15 protein-coding genes and 1 pseudogene are annotated in these 15,912 nt (G+C 62.8%); 1 reads left to right on the top strand and 15 read right to left on the bottom strand.

The window, feature by feature from the left end; genetic code table 11:
• Positions 1-40 precede the first annotated feature (40 nt).
• The 9 genes and pseudogenes from ACFO3E_RS03705 to ACFO3E_RS03665 form a co-directional block, all read right to left on the bottom strand.
• Positions 41-250, bottom strand: coding sequence for a sulfurtransferase TusA family protein (locus ACFO3E_RS03705; RefSeq protein ID WP_380802573.1), 210 nt, complete (start codon positions 248-250; stop codon positions 41-43).
• The gene (der, locus tag ACFO3E_RS03700; RefSeq protein ID WP_066524642.1) at positions 237-1,607 is read right to left on the bottom strand and encodes a ribosome biogenesis GTPase Der; all 1,371 of its coding nucleotides are present in this window, start codon (positions 1,605-1,607) and stop codon (positions 237-239) included. Before der ends, ACFO3E_RS03705 begins: the two co-directional genes overlap by 14 nt.
• A 116-nt stretch (positions 1,608-1,723) precedes the next feature.
• Positions 1,724-3,073 carry a PQQ-like beta-propeller repeat protein gene (locus ACFO3E_RS03695; protein ID WP_066528640.1) on the bottom strand — a complete coding sequence of 450 codons (1,350 nt, stop codon included), beginning with the start codon at positions 3,071-3,073 and terminating at the stop codon, positions 1,724-1,726.
• Positions 3,074-3,083: 10 nt separating this feature from the next.
• The gene (locus ACFO3E_RS03690; RefSeq protein WP_066524641.1) at positions 3,084-3,782 is read right to left on the bottom strand and encodes a tetratricopeptide repeat protein; all 699 of its coding nucleotides are present in this window, start codon (positions 3,780-3,782) and stop codon (positions 3,084-3,086) included.
• Between the two features lie 74 nt (positions 3,783-3,856).
• Positions 3,857-4,729, bottom strand: a complete 873-nt coding sequence (gene panB, locus ACFO3E_RS03685) for a 3-methyl-2-oxobutanoate hydroxymethyltransferase (RefSeq protein ID WP_380802568.1) — start codon at positions 4,727-4,729, stop codon at positions 3,857-3,859.
• Between the two features lie 151 nt (positions 4,730-4,880).
• Entirely contained in the window at positions 4,881-7,334 is a 2,454-nt protein-coding gene (locus ACFO3E_RS03680) for a TonB-dependent receptor (protein WP_066524637.1), read from the bottom strand.
• Positions 7,335-7,506: 172 nt separating this feature from the next.
• Positions 7,507-7,698, bottom strand: a complete 192-nt coding sequence (locus ACFO3E_RS03675; protein ID WP_066524634.1) for a YezD family protein — start codon at positions 7,696-7,698, stop codon at positions 7,507-7,509.
• A gap of 95 nt (positions 7,699-7,793) precedes the next feature.
• Complete coding sequence (locus ACFO3E_RS03670; protein ID WP_066528637.1) at positions 7,794-8,462, bottom strand: RBBP9/YdeN family alpha/beta hydrolase; 669 nt, start codon at positions 8,460-8,462, stop codon at positions 7,794-7,796.
• A 152-nt stretch (positions 8,463-8,614) separates the two neighbouring features.
• A pseudogene (locus ACFO3E_RS03665) lies at positions 8,615-8,979 on the bottom strand (PRC-barrel domain-containing protein).
• An 86-nt stretch (positions 8,980-9,065) separates the two neighbouring features.
• Here ACFO3E_RS03665 and ACFO3E_RS03660 point away from each other — a divergent pair.
• Entirely contained in the window at positions 9,066-9,497 is a 432-nt protein-coding gene (locus tag ACFO3E_RS03660) for an OsmC family protein (RefSeq protein WP_066528633.1), read from the top strand.
• On the opposite strand, the gene ACFO3E_RS03655 is transcribed toward ACFO3E_RS03660, so the two are convergent.
• From ACFO3E_RS03655 to ACFO3E_RS03630, 6 genes are all read right to left on the bottom strand, one after another.
• Entirely contained in the window at positions 9,489-10,427 is a 939-nt protein-coding gene (locus ACFO3E_RS03655; RefSeq protein WP_082919540.1) for a DMT family transporter, read from the bottom strand. The two genes, ACFO3E_RS03660 and ACFO3E_RS03655, sit on opposite strands and share 9 nt — an antisense overlap.
• Before the next feature lie 45 nt (positions 10,428-10,472).
• On the bottom strand, positions 10,473-11,294 hold the full coding sequence (locus ACFO3E_RS03650) for a class I SAM-dependent methyltransferase (RefSeq protein ID WP_066524629.1): 822 nt from the start codon (positions 11,292-11,294) through the stop codon (positions 10,473-10,475).
• 98 nt (positions 11,295-11,392) lie between these two features.
• Entirely contained in the window at positions 11,393-12,919 is a 1,527-nt protein-coding gene (locus ACFO3E_RS03645) for a CpaF family protein (protein WP_066524625.1), read from the bottom strand.
• A gap of 214 nt (positions 12,920-13,133) precedes the next feature.
• On the bottom strand, positions 13,134-13,388 hold the full coding sequence (locus tag ACFO3E_RS03640; protein ID WP_066524624.1) for an ATP synthase F1 subunit epsilon: 255 nt from the start codon (positions 13,386-13,388) through the stop codon (positions 13,134-13,136).
• 149 nt (positions 13,389-13,537) lie between these two features.
• On the bottom strand, positions 13,538-14,983 hold the full coding sequence (atpD, locus tag ACFO3E_RS03635) for a F0F1 ATP synthase subunit beta (protein ID WP_066524623.1): 1,446 nt from the start codon (positions 14,981-14,983) through the stop codon (positions 13,538-13,540).
• 24 nt (positions 14,984-15,007) lie between these two features.
• Positions 15,008-15,892 carry a F0F1 ATP synthase subunit gamma gene (locus ACFO3E_RS03630; protein WP_066524622.1) on the bottom strand — a complete coding sequence of 295 codons (885 nt, stop codon included), beginning with the start codon at positions 15,890-15,892 and terminating at the stop codon, positions 15,008-15,010.
• Positions 15,893-15,912: the final 20 nt, after the last annotated feature.

The following is a 15,912-nucleotide window of genomic DNA, read 5'->3' as shown; positions in this document are numbered from 1 at the left end:
CAGGTTAAGCCGCCAGGTCAGGAACGACCGGGCTTCAAGATTATCGCGTCAGTTCAAAGCGATGTGTTGCGATCGCTAGGAACTTCCAGCCTTGTCGCTGGGTCAGCGCCTCCAGCTCGTAAGCGGCGTTGGGATCGTCGGCTTCGATCGTCACCGCATCGGCCGCGCGCATTGCGCGGGCGGCGCGCAGGGCGGGCCAGGGACATTTCATGCCTCTGGCATCGACATGAAGGGGCTCACTTGGTGGCATAAGGATTGCGCGCGCTGCGCAGGGTCAGCCGCACTGGCACAGCCCCGAAGCCCAGTTCCTTGCGAATGCCGTTGACGAGATAGCGGCGATAGCTTTCCGGCAGTTCATCGAGGCGAGTGCCAAACAGCACGAAGGTGGGCGGCCGTGTCTTGTTCTGCGTAATGTAGCGCAGCTTGATCCGCTTGCCGCCGGGAGCAGGGGGTGGATTGGCTTCCAGCGCGCGTTCGAACCAGCGATTGAGGATGCCGGTGGACACGCGCTGCGACCAGGAGGTGCGGGTTTCGAAGGCGACGCGGATCAGGTCGTCCAGCCCCTTACCCGTGGCGCCCGAGACGGTCATGATGGGAACGCCGCGTATCTGCGCTAGTCCGTCCGAGAGCGCCTGCTTGATGCCCTGATAAAGGGCCGATCCGTTTTCCACCGTGTCCCATTTGTTGAGCGCGACGACGAGTGCGCGCCCTTCCTCGATCACCTTATCCGCGATGCGCAGGTCCTGCGCCTCCAGGCCGCGTGTGGAGTCGAGCAGAAGAACGACGACTTCAGCGAAGTTCACAGCGTTCAGACCGTCCGAAACGGCGAGCTTTTCCAGCTTGTCCTGCACCTTGGCGCGCTTGCGCATGCCGGCCGTATCGATCAGCCTGACCGGCCGTTCTTCGCCGTCCGGACTCGTCCATTTCCAATCGACCGCGATGCTGTCACGCGTGATCCCGGCTTCGGGGCCGGTGAGCAGGCGGTTCTCGCCAAGCAGGCGGTTGATGAGCGTCGATTTGCCCGCGTTTGGGCGGCCAACGATGGCGAGCTTGAGCGGCGCGGCCTCCAGGTCGGCCTCGCTCGGCTCCGCTTCCTCTACTTCCTCTTCCTCGCGATCGACATAGGGAAGGAGAGCCTGGAACAGATCGGCCATGCCCTGGCCATGTTCCGCCGAAAGGGGAACAGGTTCGCCGAGGCCGAGGCTGAATGCCTCCATGACGCCATCATTGCCCTGCCTGCCTTCCGCCTTGTTGGCGACCAGCACCACCGGTAGATCGCCTTCGCGCAGCCAGCGGGCGATCTCCTCGTCGAGCGGGGTGACGCCCGCGCGGGCGTCCATCAGGAAAAGGGCTACGTCAGCGCTTTCAACCGCCGCCTGCGTCTGAAGGCGCATACGGCCGGGGAGGGTCTGAGGATCCTCATCCTCATAGCCCGCAGTGTCGATGATCGTGAAATCGACGCCGAGCAGGTTCGCCTGCCCCTCGCGCCGGTCGCGCGTGACGCCGGGCTGGTCATCGACCAGCGCCAGCTTCTTGCCGACGAGCCGGTTGAAAAGGGTGGACTTGCCCACATTGGGCCGTCCGACAATGGCAACAGTGGGCAGCATTATGGCCCGTTTCCTTTAAAATACCGCTGCTCCCGCGACGGCAGAAGCCCAGTCCAGACAGCGGAGCTGGGCTCCTGCCTTCGCGGGAGCACGCTTATCTAACATCATTATGGGCGTTAACGAAGCGCCGTCAGGCGGCCGTCATCAGCCAGAATATAGAGCATGTTGTTGGCGACGACGGGCGACAGCGACATGGACCGATCCATATCGACCGTGCTCTGGACCGCCCCGGTCGCCGGATCGACATAGTTCAGATCGCCATGCGTGGATACAAGGATCAGCCGTCCCCCCGCCAGCACAGGGCCGGTCCAGCGGATCGCATTGGCCTTCTTCTTTTCCTTTTCCCAGCGGCGCAGTTGGCTGATCCAGCGGATCTTGCCGGTCGCGCGGGCGACGCAGAGCAGCTTGGCGTCGCTGGTGACGACAAACACCCATTCGCCCGCGACCCATGGGGTCGAAATGCCTGCGACGTTGATTTCCCACAGGCGCTGGCCACTTACCAATTCATAGGAGGCCATGCGGCCGCCCTGACCTATGGCGAATACGCGGCCGCGGTCGATCACCGGATTGGCGTCGATGTCGGTGAGGCTGGCGACTGCCGTCGAAATGCTGGTGCGGGAAAGGGCGTCGCCCCACAGGGTACGGCCATTTTCATAGCGATAGGCAGTCAGTTCGCCCGAGCTGTAGCCCGCGATCACAGTGCCCTGCGCGGCGGCGGGAGCCGCGACGCCGAACACGCCGGTCACCTGCAGCGTTCCGCTATCGGTCCATTGCACTTCGCCATCGGTTTGGTTCAGAGCGAAAATCTGATTGTCCTGGCCCATGACATAGACATGACCGTTGGCGAGCGTCGGCGCGCCGCGGAGCGGGCCGCCGGGACGCTTCTTCCACAGGATCGAGCCGTTCGCGGCGTTAAGAGCGGCTACGTCGCCGACGCCTGTGCTCGCATAAAGTTTGTCATCGACAATGCTGACACCGCCGCCGAACAGGGAGCGGCCGCTACCCTCGGCCGGGAGCGAGGTCTGCCACAGCTTGGCGCCGCTGGCGGCGTCGAATGCCAAGACATGAGCGCCGGCATCGATGACATAGAGCTTGCCGTTGGCCACGACCGGCGACGAGGCGAGGCGCGCCCTGGGCGTGCTGCCCTCGATCGACGTGGTCCAGCTGGTTGCGGGCGATGCGCCAAGGGCAAGATGGCCCATAGCCTTCGCCGGGGAGCCGCCCGGCTGCGACCATTGATCATTGGCGTAGGCTTCCGGCAGCGACACAGGCACATCAGCCAAGGTTGGATCAACCTCCACGCCCTGTTCGTTGGTCAGGATTGACATGCGGTTGCCGACCACGGGTGTCTTGGGCCCGCCCTTCTTGCCGCCGATGATGCCGCAGCCCGCCAAGAGGGCGACCATCGCAGCCACGGTCAGGGCGCGGCGCGTGCCCGCAAATTTCGTCATGCTGTGCATCCCCATGCGCTTATCTTCATCCCTGTCCAGGCTCAGCCGGCGTTTCGACCGCATCAATCCCCAATAGTCCCGCCATCTGTCGCGCGCGTGAACGGATCGACTGAGGCACGCTCGCATCCTTCGCCATAGCCGCGAACAGCGGGCCGGCGAGATCGGGCTTGCGCATTTTCATATAGGCGATCGCGACCATTTCGCCCGCGCTGCCGAACCATGGCGCGCCTTCCACCGCAAGGGGCTTCAAGCGATCGACCACCTGCTGGGGCTGTAGCGCTTCAAATTCCAGCGTCGTCTGGCGGATCAGGGCGAGGTCGCGATAGGGCTGATCCAGGGAGCTGTCCTGCGCCATCGCCTTGTAGGCGGCGATGGCAGCCTTGCTGTCGCCCTTGCGTGCCGCGGTCCCAGCCTTCACCAAAAGGGCCGAGGCGCGGAAGCCGGGCTGGCTGGCGTCGGCAAGGGCGTCGAGCTGCTTGGCGTCGGGCGTTCCGCCGCCCACTGCCGTGGCGATCACCTTGTCCATCTCTTCCGAAACGGCTTGCGATCGGGTGGCGCTATGATGCTGCCAGTAGAGCCAGCCGGCGAACGCCACGAGGCCAATGACGACGGCCGCGACGATCCAGCGGCCGAAGCGCTGCCAGAAGGTCAGCAGCTGATCCTGGCGGACGGCCTCATCGACCTCGCGCATGAAGGCTTCGCTGTTTTGCGGCGTCAGGGCCACTTGGGTCTCCAGATAGGCGTCAGAAAAAGCTCGCGGAAGGCGCGATCAATAGCGGCGGCGGAGCTTAGCGCAAATCACTTTTTGGGCCGATAGACCTGATCTGCGGTGGGAAAGCTGCGATTGCGCACTTCAGTGGCGTAACGCTCGGCCGCGCCGCTGATGGTGTCGGCGATATTTTCATAGCGTTTGACGAAGCGGGGGGTGCGTTCGAACATGCCGAGCATGTCTTCGGCGACCAGCACCTGGCCATCGCAATGGGCAGACGCCCCGATGCCGATGACGGGTATGTCCAGGCTGTCGGTGATGGCGACGGCGAGGTCTTCCATGACGCCTTCCAGCACTATAGCGAAGGCTCCAGCCTGGGCGACGGCGCGGGCGTCATCCATGATCTTGGCATGTTCTTCCTGGCTTTTGCCGCGCGCGCCATAGCCGCCGAGCGCATTTACGGCCTGGGGCGTGAGGCCGACATGGGCCATCACCGGGATGCCGCGCTGGGTGAGGAAGGCAATGGTTTCGGACATCGCCTGACCGCCTTCCAGTTTGACGGCGGCGCAGCCGGTTTCGGCCATGACGCGGCTGGCGCTGGCGAAGGCATGGGCAGGGGATGCTTCGTAACTGCCGAAGGGCATATCGACGAGGACGAGGCTATGATAGCTGCCGCGCACCACGGCCGCGCCATGGGCGATCATCATGTCGAGCGTGACGGGGAGCGTCGAAGGCAGGCCGTAAATGACCTGACCGAGCGAATCGCCGACCAGTAGCATGTCGCAATGCGGATCGAGAAGCTGCGCCTGCCGGGCGGTGTAGGCGGTCAACATCACCAGCGGTTCGGCCGTTTTGCCTTCCGCCTTGCGGCGCTGAATGGCGGGAACGGTCAGCCGCTTCATCGGCGCGGGGGTGGGATTGGCGCGGCTGGTGGAAGTGTCGAGCGTGAAGGTGGTGGACATGGGTTGGCTGTAGCCCAGCGGGGTCGCGGGCGCAAATCAGGGGCCGGTCCAGTTTTGTCGAAGCGGTATTCAATGAAGAAAATAGCGAGTTGAAAAAGAACGGGAGCGGCGGGCCTGTGCCGCTCCCGCAGGGGTGAACATCGTTACGGGATCAGAACGAGAATTTAATCGTCCCGCCCCAGGTCCGTGGGTCGCCGGGCTGACCAGCGATCAAGCCGGTGTTGCCGGGTGCGACCTGCAGATTTTCGATATAGTTGACGTCGAAGGCGTTGCGGACCCAGCCGAAGACATCAAAGCCTTCGCCACGGAAGCCGGCGCGGAAGTTGGTGAGGGCATAGCCCTTCACCTCCGTATAGATCGACGGCGAGGCGTTCGAATTCCAGTGCGAACGATAATTGCCATCGACGCCCAGATACGCCTGACCTTCCTTGTCCAGCAGCGTGACCGGAATGTTATATTCCGCGCCGTAGGAGAAGGCCCAGTGCGATACGCCGGGCAGGCGTTGACCGGAGATGTCGCACTGACGCGGGCTGAGGGCGCCAGGAACACCGGGCTGTGAATAGTCAGGCGTCGCCGTAGCCGATTGGAACGTGCCGCCGGACAGTTCAGGCGGGCAGGGCGCATCGACGAACTTCTTGTACTTCGCGTCGGTGTAGGCGCCGTTGGCATAGGCGGTGAAGCGATCGCTGGCGACGACCTTGAAGTCGGCCTCGATACCCTGCGACCGGACCTTTCCAGCGTTTGCCAAATAACCGCGCACGGTGCCGAACTGGCCGCCGTTCACCGTCGCCTGGAAATTCTTGATGTCGGTGCGGTAAGCGGTGAGGTTGAAGGTCGCCCGGCGATCCCAGAACTGGGTCTTCAGGCCGATTTCATAATGGTTGACCGATTCCGGCTTCACCGTGCCCGCATCGAAGTTGACCGTATTGTCGGCGTTGAGCGGCAAGCCGTTCTGGTTGATGCCCAGCGTCTTGAAGCTCTTGGCATAGGTCGCATAGGCGAGGATGTCGCGCGCGATCTTGTAGTTGACGTTCAGGTCATAGGTGAAGTTCCAGGCGCTGTCGGACGGCGCGCTGACCTGCGGCTGATATACGCCGCACTGTGCCGCCAGCACAGTGCCTGCGGCCGGAGCCGGGGTGCAACTGATGACTTGACCCTGTCCGTTGGTCACCACGCGCTGATAGAAGCCGGACTTCTTGTCATAGTTGAGCCGCGCGCCCGGCTGGATGGTCAGGGCGTCGTTCACATGCCAGCTCACCTGGCCGAAAAGAGCGGCGCTGGTGCTCTTGAGCCACTGCGTGTTGCTCGCGGTCAAACCGGCCAGCGTCGCAGGGTTGTTGGCGATATTGGTGGGTGAGGTGGACGGGGTCAGGCTCCACTTGCTCGCCGCTGCGCCCTGCTGCTCCGTACCCTGCGTGTCGATCCGCTGCTTGAAGCCGAACAAGCCGACGACGAAGTCTATCTTGTCTCCTTCGTAATTGTAGCGGAATTCCTGGCTATACTGGTCCTGCTGCGAGGGGTTCTGCGACTTGGACACGATCGGCAGACCGGTGAAGTCGCGGTCATTTTCCGGCTTCCAGTCCCAGAAGCGCCAGGCGGTGACGGAAGTCAGCGTGCCGGGACCGATGTCCCACTTGATGCGCGCGGACACGCCGCCGATCTTGTTACCAGCATTGAGGTTGCTGTCGAGATCGGTCAGCCGGTCATAAGGATTGCGGCTGGGAACGACATAATTCTGGGCAGCGGCGAGCGCGTCATACTGACGGTTGAGCGGGCGCTGGGTGCGGCCGACACGAACGAACACGGTGCCGCAGCATTCCGGGTCCTGCTTGCTATAGTCGCCCGACAAGGTGATGCTGAAGTCGTCGTTCGGCTTGAACAGCAGCTGGCCACGGAGGCCCAGATTGTCCTGTTCGTTGATCCAGCGGTTCGTCGTCACATTGTAGATCGTGCCACGGCGGCTGGTCGAAGCGATTGCGAGGCGGGCAGCGATGGTGTCCGACAGCGGCCCGGATATGGCGGCCTTTGCCTGCCTGTAGTTGAGGTTGCCCACGGTCAGTTCGGCGCGGCCTTCGAAATCGAAGGTCGGCTGGTTGGTGGTGATGTTGATCGCGCCGGCCGTGGTGTTCTTGCCGTAGAGCGAGCCCTGCGGCCCACGCAGCACTTCAACCTGCGAAACGTCGAGGAAGTCGAAGGTCGCGGCGGCGACGCGCGAATTATAAACGTCATCGACATAGATGCCGACGCCCTGTTCAAATCCGTCGCTGGTCAAACCGAACGGAACGCCCAGGCCACGAATGTTGACCGAGGTGTTGCGCGGATTGGTGGTATAGACCTGCAACGTCGGCGCCAGCTGCTGGAGCTTCACGACGTTGAAGTTGCCGGTGGCTTCGATGCTGTCGCCACGGATCACGGAGATCGCCAGGGGCACTTCCTGCGCGGTTTCCTGGCGACGGCGTGCGGTGACGATGATCACCTCGGCGCGCGGGCTGCTGGCTTGTTCGGCAGCATCTGTGGCGGGCTGAGGCACGTCCTCTGCATAAGCATTGGACGCAATAAAGGATGCGCTCGCCACGGTGGCGAGCAACAGAGAACGCGCAATCATAGAATTCCCCTTCCGGATGTCCGGTGAATGTTGATCGCGACTTTTCCGGTTCGCCCGGTCAAAGCCGATGGTCTGGGAATGGTACGGACAGTGAGCGGCCCACCCCTTGCCGCCTGTTATTCACCGCCTGTCCGGCGGCTTATTTCACGACCCTTTGTTGCCCCCGCTTTGTTCAGGCGGTGAGGCGAGTCTTTTCCGTTACATCGATCTGGACGACGCGCGCATCATGCACGGTCAAGGTGATCGACCCGAAACGCAGCGCTTCAAGCACCCCGCGAACCTTGTCGATGCTTACGGAAATATCGTGCCGCTGGCCGTCTGCGCGGCCATTGCGGGCAAATTCAATCGGTCGATGGTCACTCATAAACACCTCTGTGCCCGCTTTTATCTCAACTAATTCAATAGACAAAAAAGCAAATATATAGGGCGCCCAAGTTTGTCTTGCAGCGCCCCATCAGTTCAACTGATCAACCGCATTGCGCTCATTCTTCTTTCATTATGTTGGAGAGGGATGGCTGGCCGCATCTGGCGCATGACCGACGCCTGTTCATGGGCATTGTCGATCAGCTGGTCGAGCAGCGCTTGGCCGAAGTCCCATTCGCCCAAGCCCGATTCGGCATTGATATGGCCGCTGAAGCCCGCATCGACGAAAGTGCTTCCCCAATTTTTCGCGACGCTGTGAGCCCGTTCGAAGAAGATATAGGGATCGTTGCGGCTGGCGACGACATAGGAGGGGAAGGGCAGTTGCGCGCGCGGCGTCGGGCCGAATCCGCCGATCGTCTCGGGCGTTTCCATCCTGTCGCAGTCGGGCGGGGCGACCAGAAGCGCTCCTGTCACCGGCCAGCCATAAGCCTGGCTCTGCAACGCGCCCCACCATGCGACCGCCAGGCACCCAAGGCTGTGGGCGGCAAGGATGATGGGGCCGTTCGCTTCCCGGATGGCGGCGTCCAGGCGCGTGACCCAGGCATTGCGATTGGGGCTGGCCCAACTGCCAAGATCGACCCGCTGGCAATCGCCGCGCGATCCTTCCCATAGGGTCTGCCAATGACCTGGCCCGCTATTATTGAGACCCGGGATGGTCAGCACGGTCGGAAGGCGTGCGTCACCCAGATGTCCGAATCGATCCATGGCCTGATCCTCGTCCAATTTACTCGAACAGACATAACTCTAGTTCTTGAATAGACAATGGTTCAGCGACCAAATGTGTTCAAATTTAGGCGATTGGATTCATCAGGGGTTCAGCTTCTGGCGGACCTTGCCAGATGGTAGGGCAGCGCCTCTCACCAAGGATAGATGAGCCCGTAATAGGAGAAGACGCTGCGGCCATAGGCTTCGTCATAGTCGGGCTGAACGCCCGACAGATGGCGGGGAGCTTCGTCCAGCTTTTCCCTGTCCAAATCCACCACGTAGCCGCCCTTGTCCTTATTATAGTTCAGTATGGACCAGGGCAGCGGGTAACGATCGTTGCCGAGGCCAAGGAAGCCGCCAAAGGACAGGACGGCGTAGCGCACCTGGCCGCTGCGCTTGTCCCCATGAAGTTGGAAATGTGGCCGAGCCTGTCGCCTGCGCGATTATAGACGGCCGTGCCTTCCACCCGATCCGATGCGATCAGGTCGCCGGGATTTTCTGCTTCTGGGCCGCTCATTGTCACGCTCCTGTACCGTTATGCGCTATAGAGAGGAAACCGGGCAGGATCGGCGGGGTTCCCGTTTCTTCAGGCAGGAGGATCATATGAAGATCAATCGTAGCGGATCAGCGGTTTGGAGCGGTGGCCTTAAGGACGGAAAGGGCGCGATAACCACCCAAAGCGGGGCGCTGGACGCGCATCCCTATGGCTTTGCGATGCGGTTCGAAGGCGTGCCGGGCACAAATCCCGAAGAATTGATCGCGGCTGCCCATGCGTCTTGCTTCACCATGGCGCTGTCGCTGATTCTGGGCGAGGCCGGGCTGACGGCGGAGAAGATGGAGACCAATGCCGTGGTCACGTTGGAGCAGCAGGAGGGCGGCTTTGCGATTACCGCGAGCAAGCTGACGCTGAAGGCGAAAATTCCGGGAGCGTCGGACGCGCAGTTCCAGGAACTGGCCGGGAAGGCGAAGGCCAATTGCCCCGTATCCAAGCTGTTGAATGCGGAGATCAGCCTGGACGCGGAACTGCTAGGCTGAAGCGAAGCGGCGGGCGCGCGCATGCTCCCGCCAAGCGATATAAAGGCCGCTGGCGATGATAAGCATGGCGCCGATCCAGGTGGTGCCGATCGGCCATTCGCCCCAGATGATGAGGCCCAGCATCGTTGACCAGATGATGGTGCTGTAGTCCATCGGCAGGACGACGGAGACAGGCGCGCAGCGTAGCGATCCGGTCATGCAAAGCTGTGCGCAGCCGCCGGTGATGCCGACGCCGGCGAGCAGCGCCCAGGTCAGCGGATCATGCGCCTGTCCGACGAACAGCATCAGCAGGCCGAGCGGCGGGATGGATAGGGCCGTAAACCAGAAGACGATGACGCCCGCCTTTTCCGTTCGCCCCAAATCGCGGAGCAAAAGGCTGATGCAGGCGGTCATGACGGCGGCGGACAGAGCCACTGCGAGCCCCAGCGGCGGGAAATGGGCGCTATCCGGGCGGATCATGATCAATATGCCTACAAAGCCCGACAGGATGGCCGCCCAGCGGTGCGGGCCGGTCGCCTCCCTTAGCAGCAGCGCGGACAGCAGCGTGGCGAAGATCGGCATGGTGAAGCCGATCGTGGTCGCCTCCGTCAATGGCAACAGCATGTAGGAGCCGAAGTTGAGCGCCATGCCGGTGAGGCCGAGTGCTGTCCGGCTGACATGAATGCCAAGCCGGTTGGTCCGTACTGAGGGCAATCCGTCGGTCAGCGCGACCCATGCGACGATGATCGGCAGGGCCAGCGCCTGACGGTAGAAGAGCAACTCGCCGAGATGCACCCCGCGCGTGCCGACGACTTTGCCCAGCGCGAACATCGCTGCCAGGAAGGCCATGGCGACAAGGCGCAGTCCGATGCCGGTGAGCGGTCGTTCCTCCCGCAGAGGGGGAGGCGGCGGAAGCTCCTCCGGGGGGCTCGTGGGGGCAGGCGGTTGCACGCGCCCGCTTTAGACATGCGCCGCGAGGAGGCAACCGCCGATATGCTATCGCCCGGGTTTGCGGAATTTCAGCGTCATTCGATCGCTTTCGCCGACCGCTACATATTTGGCTTTGTCCACATCGCCATTGGTTAGGGTGGGGGGCAGGGTCCAGACACCCTTTGGCCAGTCGGCCGTGTCCTTGGGATTGGCGTTGATTTCCGAAGCGCCGACATATTCGAAGCCCGCCGCCTCGGCCAGGCGGCGGATAGTCGATACCTTGAGATAGCCGCTGCTCTTTTCCAGCGCGGCGTCCCGGTCCTCCGGCAAGCGGTGATCGACGATGCCCAGCGTCCCGCCGGGCTTCAGAAGATCGTAGAACGCCTTGAAGGTTGCCGTTTCCGTTCCAGCCATCACCATATTATGGACGTTGCGGAAAGTGAGCAGCGTATCGACGCTGCCCACCGGGATCATTGCGGCTTGCTCCGGAAAGGCAACCAGCTTCACCCTGTCATAGACATCGGGCTTCGCGGCGAGAAATTTGCGGTAACCGTCCAGATAACGGCCCGAAGGCTGGAGCGCATAGAGAGTACCCTTCTCGCGCAGCAGCGGAGCGAGGATCTCCGTGTACCAGCCGCCGCTGGGACTATATTCCACCACGGTCTGGCCGGGCGCGACGCCGAAGAAGGCGAGCGTTTGCGCGGGGTGCCGATATTTATCGCGGGCCGTGTTGGCGGCGCTGCGGCTTGGCGCAGCGACTGCGGCGGCGATCGGATCGGCCGCCTGGGCAGGCTTGTGGCTTGCATGACCGGCATGCTGCGCGGCGAGCGGCAGGGCGGGAACAGCGATGGCGGTCAGCAACAGACCGGCGCGCGCGAGACGGTTCATCAGGGATCCTCTCTTTATCGGCGAGGAAACAGATGTGCCGTTTGCGATGGCGGAGCGCAAGCGGCTGGCGAGGCGTAAAGCTCCGCCAGCCGAGATTGTTAGAGGCAGGCTTCCAGGAACGGCTGGTCGAAACCGAACTGCCGCGCCTTGTCCAGCGTGTAGGGACGCAGGCCCATGGAGCGATATTCGCCGACGATACGGCCGCTGTCGTCCTCGTCATGATATTCGAACTTGAACAGTTCCTGGGTGACGATGACGTCGCCCTCCATGCCGATGACCTCGGTTACATTGGTGACGCGGCGCGAGCCGTCGCGCAGGCGCTTGACCTGCACGATGAGATCGACCGAGTCGGCGATCTGCTTGGAAATGGCTTCTTTCGGGATCTTGATGTCGCCCATCAGGATCATGTTTTCCATACGGCCCAGGCACTCGCGGGGCGAGTTGCTGTGCAGCGTGCACATGGAGCCGTCATGTCCGGTGTTCATGGCGGCAAGCAGGTCGAAACACTCCGCGCCACGGATTTCGCCCAGGATGATGCGGTCCGGGCGCATACGCAGGGCGTTCTTGACGAGGTCGCCGATGGTGATCGCGCCTTGCCCTTCCAAGTTCGGCGGGCGGGTTTCGAGCGGTAGCCAATGCGGCTGCTGCAGGCGGAGTTCGGCCGCGTCCTCGATGGTCAGTACGCGCTCGCCCGGATCGATCATCTTCGATAGGGCATTGAGCATGGTCGTCTTGCCCGAGCCGGTGCCGCCCGAAATGACGATGTTCATGCGGCAGGCGCCCGCGATCTTCAGCGCCGTGCACATTTGCGGGCTCATCGCGCCCCATTGCGCCAGCATGTCGAGCGTGATCGGCTTGGCGGAGAATTTACGGATGGAGATGGCGGTGCCGCGGAGCGAAAGGGGCGGCACGATGACGTTGACGCGGCTGCCGTCGGGCAGGCGGGCGTCGGCCAGCGGTGTGGTCTGATCGACGCGGCGACCGACCTTGTTCACGATGCGCTGCGCGATCTGGAACAGATGCTCCTCGTCGCGGAACTTGATCGGGGCGATCTGGAGCTTGCCCTTTTTTTCGATATAGGTCTGTTCCGGGCCGTTGACCATGATGTCGCTGACGTCCGGATCGGCCAGCAGTTCTTCGAGCGGGCCGAGGCCGAGCAGTTCATCGACCAGCACCTTTTCCAGCGCGAACTGTTCGCGCCGGTTGAGGGTGAGCTTCAGTTCGGCCAGCACCTCCATGATGATGGGACGGAATTCCTCCGCCAACTCATCCTTGCTGAGGGTTGCGGCGGCTTCGGGATCGACGCGCTCCAGGAGGCGTGGAAGAACCTGTTCCTTGATCTTGTGGACCGACGCCTCAAAGCCCTGCGGCCCTGCATCGGGCACATGTTCCGCATTGGCGCGGTCGGAGAGCCGCTGCAGCGCGTCGGCGTTGCGCTGCATCTGGCCGGTAGGTGCGGAAAGCGGATCGGCCAGCGTTTCCGCCGGCAAGGGCGCCATGTCGAGCGGCGGAAATTGCTCGCCTCCGCGCACTTCCTCGCGAGGCGCTCCGCCCTGCATCGGCCGGGCGACGCCGAATCCCGGCTTAATGCCGGCAGGTCCATTTTTCCGTCCAAACGCGCTCATAATTCTCCGCCGGAATGTTCCAATCGGTCCAGCCAACCACGAGGAGACCGATCAAATATGCCTGGAAATGGTGAATAGGGCGGAAACTTTGACAAATGGCTAATGGAGCCGGGCAGGGCATGGCGAGACCGCAGCGTGTGGCACAACAAAAAGGCCGCGCCCCGATGCGGAGCGCGGCCTTCTTATATTTATCGGATAGCTGTCGTCGTTGCGATCAGCCAGCATGCTCCGCAAGGACGGTTAGGCCCTTTTCATTCACTTCCGCAAAGCCGCCCTGGACGGGGATGACTTCGGGGGCCGAACCGGCGCTGGCGAAGATCTGGATCGCGCCGTCGCGGACGGTGGACATGAAGGGGGCGTGGCCTTCCAGCACGCCGAAGTCGCCATCGGTGCCGGGGACGACGACCTGATAGACCTCTTCCGAGCGGACGAGCTTTTCGGGGGTCACGAGTTCGAAATGCAGTGCCATTTTCGCTTCCTTAGCCCCTCCCTTTCAAGGGAGGGGTTGGGGTGGGTCGATTGCGTAGCAATCGTTGCAGCTTGTCAGGGTATGTCGCTGCTCGCTTCGCTCGCTGCCCACCCCTCAATCCCCTCCCGCTTGCGGGAGGGGAAGCTCTTTTACGCCGCTTCGGCGGCCAGCTTCTTCGCCTTTTCGACGGCTTCGTCGATGCCGCCGACCATGTAAAAGGCGTTTTCGGGCAGATGGTCATATTCGCCTTCGACCACGGCCTTGAACGACTTCACCGTGTCTTCGATCTGGACGAACTTGCCCGAGATGCCGGTGAAGACTTCGGCGACGTGGAAGGGCTGCGACAGGAACTTCTGGATCTTGCGCGCGCGGGCGACGGTCAGCTTGTCCTCTTCGGACAGCTCGTCCATGCCCAGGATCGCGATGATGTCCTGCAACGACTTGTACTTCTGCAGGATCGACTGGACCGCGCGGGCCGTGTCGTAATGTTCCTGGCCCACGGTGCGCGGCTCAAGGACGCGGCTGGTGGAGTCGAGCGGATCGACCGCGGGGTAGATGCCCAGCTCCGAGATCGCACGGTTAAGAACGGTGGTGGCGTCCAAGTGCGCGAAGGAGGTTGCCGGCGCCGGGTCGGTCAAGTCGTCCGCGGGGACGTACACGGCCTGCACCGAGGTGATCGAACCCTTGTTGGTCGAGGTGATGCGCTCCTGCAGCGCGCCCATGTCGGTCGCCAGGGTCGGCTGATAGCCCACCGCCGAAGGAATACGGCCGAGCAGAGCCGACACTTCCGCGCCCGCCTGGGTGAAGCGGAAGATGTTGTCGACGAAGAACAGCACGTCCTGGCCTTCCTGGTCGCGGAAATATTCCGCGATGGTGAGGCCCGACAGGGCGACGCGTGCGCGGGCGCCCGGCGGCTCGTTCATCTGGCCATAAACCAGGGCCACTTTCGAACCTTCGCTGATCGCATTGCCGTCGGCGTCCTTGGCGATAACGCCGGCGTCGAGGAATTCGTGATAGAGATCGTTGCCTTCGCGGGTCCGCTCACCGACGCCCGCGAACACGGAGGTGCCGCCATGGCCCTTCGCGATGTTGTTGATCAGTTCCTGGATGAGCACGGTCTTGCCGACGCCCGCGCCGCCGAACAGGCCGATCTTGCCGCCCTTCGCATAGGGGGCGAGAAGGTCGATGACCTTGATGCCGGTGACCAGGATCGAGCTTTCGGTCGACTGGTCGACGAACTCGGGAGCCTTGGCGTGGATCGGGGCGGAGAGGGTGGTGGCGACCGGGCCGCGCTCGTCGATCGGCTCGCCGACGACGTTCAGGATGCGGCCGAGCGTGGCCGGGCCGACGGGAACGCAGATCTGCGCGCCGGTGTCGGTCACTTCCTGGCCACGGGTCAGGCCGTCGGTCGAGTCCATCGCGATGGTGCGGACGGTGTTCTCACCCAGATGCTGGGCGACTTCCAGCACCAGGCGCTGGCCGTTGTTGCTGGTTTCCAGCGCCGAGAGGATGAACGGGACCGCATCGGGGAAGGTCACGTCGACGACAGCGCCGATGACCTGCGAGATGCGGCCTACATTGTTGGTGGTTGCCATGACTGCTTCCTTGCGTGCGTGATCTTAGAGGGCTTCGGCGCCCGAGATGATTTCGACCAGTTCGGTGGTGATCGCGGCCTGACGGCTGCGGTTATACTGAATGGTCAGCTTGTTGATGAGGTCGCCGGCATTGCGGGTCGCATTGTCCATGGCGGTCATCGAGGCGCCCTGTTCGGACGCGTTGTTTTCCAGCAGCGCCTTGAAGATCTGCACCGTCACGTTGCGCGGCAGCAGGTCGTCGAGGATCGCTTCCTCGCTCGGCTCATATTCCACCGTGGCGGCAATGGCGTTGCGGTCGGCGTCCGCCGGGATTTTGACCGGGATGATCTGCTGTTCGGTCGGGATCTGCGCCAGCGCCGACTTGAAGCGCGAGAAGAAGAGGTGCGCGACGTCGAATTTGCCGTTCAGATACATGTCGGTCAGCTCGTGCGCGATCGCTTCAGCCTGCGAGTAGCCCGGTTCCTTCGCGCCGGTGGTTTCGAACTGGGCGACGATCATGCCGGGGAAAGTCCGGTTGATGACCGGACGGCCCTTGCGGCCGATCAGATAGAAGCGGACGGTCTTGCCCTGCTCGATCAGCTCCTCGGCCTTGGCGCGAGCGGCCTTCACGATGTTGGCGTTGAACGCGCCCGCAAGACCACGATCCGAGTTGGCGACCACCAGCAGATGAACGTCATCCTTGCCGGTGCCGGCGAGTAGCGGTGAAGCGCCTTCGCCCGAACCGCCCGCGATCTTCGAAGCGAGACTGGCGACGACCGCTTCCAAGCGGCTGGAATAGGGACGCGCGGCTTCGGCCGCGGCCTGCGCCTTGCGCAGCTTCGCGGCGGCGACCATCTGCTTCGCCTTGGTGATCTTCTGGGTCGACTTCACCGACCCGATGCGGATCTTCAGTTCCTTGAGGCTGGCCATTTACCGTCTCGTTCAATCCT

This window comes from Sphingobium tyrosinilyticum (genome assembly GCF_042654265.1).
Lineage (GTDB): Bacteria > Pseudomonadota > Alphaproteobacteria > Sphingomonadales > Sphingomonadaceae > Sphingobium > Sphingobium tyrosinilyticum.
This window is presented reverse-complemented; position numbering and strand designations above follow the sequence as displayed.